A 3,753-nucleotide genomic window follows, 5' to 3' on the forward strand; every position below is an offset into this window, starting at 1 on the left:
CAGAAGTTAAGCCCTTAAGCGCCGATGGTACTGCGGAGTGAGTCCGTGGGAGATAAGGACGTCGCTGACCAACAAAGAACATTTTGCTTGTAAGACAAACACCTGCCACAAGGCAGGTGTTTTTTTGTGGGTGGGGGAAGCAAGAGGGCCTTATCCTTCATGCACGTAACCCGAGTGTTTAAAACTGATTATTTTCTTTTGAACGGTATGGTTTTGCACGCAAGTGGCTAGTTCCATTGTTTGAAGTTCCGTTCACCTAAATATTCATATATTTACTTTTTTATGCATTTATTCAATTCTGATGCATTGGCTGTGGCCGATGTTTTTATGAACCACAATATATTGTTTTCAAAATCTCTTTTTATACAATTCTTCAATAATTGTTAGGTTACGTTCAGAAAAATAAGGTTTGTCATTTTTACTATTTTTGATACTGTAATAGTGCATTGTCTTCAGCTTACTTTCATAACTCGTTGAGGAGGGATTTCTCATGCGTAGGAGGCCTATGGTTGCCCGTACGGAGCGCAGGGATGCACAGGCAAGTTCACCAATTACTATTTCTGCATGTCTTGACCGCATCCAGATTATGGAAGACGTCCATATTGGACAAAGTCAATTTTCTGGTCCAGTGGTAGTGTTTTATGCAGATCCAAGTTGTGAATGTGAAGCTTATGCACATCAACTTGCGCGTGCATGGAGCGCTCAGGGCCATCCTACGTATGAGATTGATTGTAGGGAGCTAGCTAAAGAAGAATTACTTACTCGTATAAGACGGCATTGCAATGAAGTAGAGACCAGCAATCTAACACATCCCCTTGTCGTCATACATAGCCTTATGCCGTGCGATGAAGCGCTCGCTAAGCGTCTTAGCAGACTCATTTCGCGTCTTTGTGAGTATGGTTATAACTTTGTAATTACCGTAGCTCCAGAAGCTTCTCAGGTCCTTTCTTACTTACATCACCCGGTTGTTATTCACGGCAGTGAGCTAACTGTTGATCGTATATCGCTTGGCTCGTTTGTATCTTGTGTTCATCATGCGCAGGTGGAGTCCATCTTTTCCTCTACTTTTGGCATACCACAGCTTGTGCGCCCTGCCTTGGAATATCTGAATCGCTATCCTCGACAAAACATTCCTCTTGAGTCTATGTATTGTCTTCGGGATGCAGTTAAAAAATATATTCTTGACGGTTTCAGGGATACGCTTATTTCGGATGATAAAAATATGCGCCTTGCTATGTTTCTGTTAGGCTCAGGAACACTGGAAGATATTGATAAAGTAGTGGGTAAGCCATGCGGAGATTTGTTTGCCTCACTGTGTGATGCGTCACCGTTTTATAATGCTTCCCCTTTAAACAAAACATTTTGTTGCGCGTACGTATCAAATCATAAATCGCTCGATGGGGTTCGCTACGAGTTATCTTCCTATGCAGAGCTTAAGCCAGAAATCATAAAGCGCTGCATTGAAGTATTGTTGGAGCATGGCAAGATTACGCGTGCGGTTAAGGTTGCAAGTTTATTTTGTGCCGAGCAAACATGGCTTAGTATCGCATTGGAGTGGCCGCTAGAACTTATAAACTCTGGGGAAGGTCAGATAATCCGTACCGCTGTTTTAAAATGCGAGGATCACGCCCGTATATTCGAGAAAAACTGTGCACAAGCAGCGCTCCAGGTAATTGATGGTAAATATGAGTCTGCACAACAGACGTTTGAAGGTATGCCAGCTCCTTTGGGTTCTCGTCAAACGGAAATATATCAGCAGCTTATTTGGCTGATGGAAGCATTAAGGCCAGCTGCGGGTACGTTTTCTGACTCGCCATCAGAGTCAGTTCTAGATGGAACATATGAGTTAGCGCACGCATGGTATGTCCATTGGTGTGTAAAGCGTTACATTATGCATGGTGATATAAAAAAGGCCTTTGCAGAGCTGCTTATTCAGGGTGTTCCATCAAAGATTGATTCATTAACAGATGCGTTGCTGGCAATTGATTTTGCGGCAGTGCAGCGTTTTGCCTCCGATCATGTATTGGGTGCTGGATTTGTGCTGCAAGAGCGTATAGCTGAGTTTATGAATCAGACAGACTACACGTTCTTATCTGATTGTTTTACCGCCTTTTGCCTTGGATTAGATGCACTTGCAGGAGCAACAGATCAGTTGCCTGAACTTGAGCGCATAACTAACAAGTTGATTTCATCTGGGTTCAAGATGGAAGCTGCAGCACTGCTGATTTGTGGTGCAATTCAAAGCATGTATGAAAAGTCTCGTTTACAGGCATATGTATTGACAGAGCGCGCGGATAGTCTGCTAAAAGAACCAATGCCGTTTTTATCAGCGCATATTAGATATTTACAGGTAGCGCTCAATATTTGTATGAATGCAGGCAATGGTGATGATGCATGCATAACACATACTGAATGTTTAACTGACAAAAATTGCGTGGAATGGCTGTTAGAGAAGGTCTTTGTAGGAGAGAAATCCAAGCTTGTTGTTGCGGCAAAGAGAATTAAAAAATATGCAGTACCAGAAGTTATGTTGCCCTTGCTAGCTGTGTTAGCTAAGACCTGTGGAAAGTTGTCGGAAGTGCTTGTGGACGCCATGCCGCTTACATGGCGCAGCAAGATTGATAGGTTTGCAGCTGACCGTCAAGCGATGTTAAAAAAGCACGAAAGTGATCGCTTGCTTGCAGATGCTAAGCCTCATGAGCTGCGAATTCAGGTGCTGGGCGAGCTAGTAGTATATGTTGATGGTGTTCCTGTTTCCGAGATGTCATGGAAACGTCATATGGCAAAGAATCTTATGGCGCTCTTGGCAGTGACACCGGGACATTCGCTTACACGTCTTCAAATAACTTCTGCCCTATGGCCTGATTGTGATTATGCGCAAGCACGTGACCGTTTGTATGTAACGCTCACAGCAGCACGAAGGGCTGTGAGTATAGAGCATGGCGGATGTCCGTTTATCTGTACAGGTGGCGGTAGGATTTGGCTGGCGTCTGAGTGTGTAACGGTAGACATGGATGAGTTTGTAAGTGCTTGTCATAAGGTTTTCTCGGCAGAGTACTCTAACAAACAGTTGTTGGAAGAGGTTATGAGGGTATCGGCACTGTATACCGGCGTCGTATGTGCCACGGATGATGTGCTGGGACTTTCGTTGGCAGCTCGTGAAGATACGTGTAAGCGGTTTATTGATTTGTGTTTGCTGGGGGCTTATGCCGCATTAGCAGAGAAGGAATTGTCGCGCGCAGAATGGTTGGCAGATATGGCATATCGTGAGGATGACTTGCGCGAGGATGCCCTTAAGGTGTTGCTTGAGGTATATGTGGCACAAGGTCGAGTGGCAGACGCCAAAGAGCTTTTTACAAAATATGCTCGTAAGTTGTCTGAAGTTACGGGGTTGTCGCCCTCATGTGAACTTAAGAGGTTGCTACAAACCATGTATAAAAGTTTTAGCGGTTTGGACGATGTGGCGCGTGAAGGCAATACGGATGACAGGCCTCGCGCAGATACTATAAACAGTGTTAGTTGTATGGCTGGCTAAACTTTTGTGCAAAATTGCAGGTAAAGAAGAAAAAACCATCTTTTGTGCTTTGAGTTGGCATGGAAAGCTCGTCTGGTAGTCTGCGTATTTATGGTGATGGGTCCTATCTTGCACAAGGCTTTGTCTTAGGATTGATAAAGTTACAGATTGAAGAATTATGTGCAAAGCATTATCTATAAGTTGTATGCAGGCAAGGAAGTAACATGCCAGGTTTCTTT

At 44.0% G+C, this 3,753-nt stretch carries 1 protein-coding gene; it reads left to right on the forward strand.

Annotated features, from left to right (window positions below; translation table 11 throughout):
* Positions 1–505 precede the first annotated feature (505 nt).
* Entirely contained in the window at positions 506–3,535 is a 3,030-nt protein-coding gene (locus tag SPD80_RS06515) for an AfsR/SARP family transcriptional regulator (RefSeq protein WP_320829032.1), read from the forward strand.
* Positions 3,536–3,753: the final 218 nt, after the last annotated feature.

Origin of the sequence: Atopobium sp., assembly GCF_034113385.1 — a bacterium.
Taxonomy (GTDB): domain Bacteria; phylum Actinomycetota; class Coriobacteriia; order Coriobacteriales; family Atopobiaceae; genus Atopobium.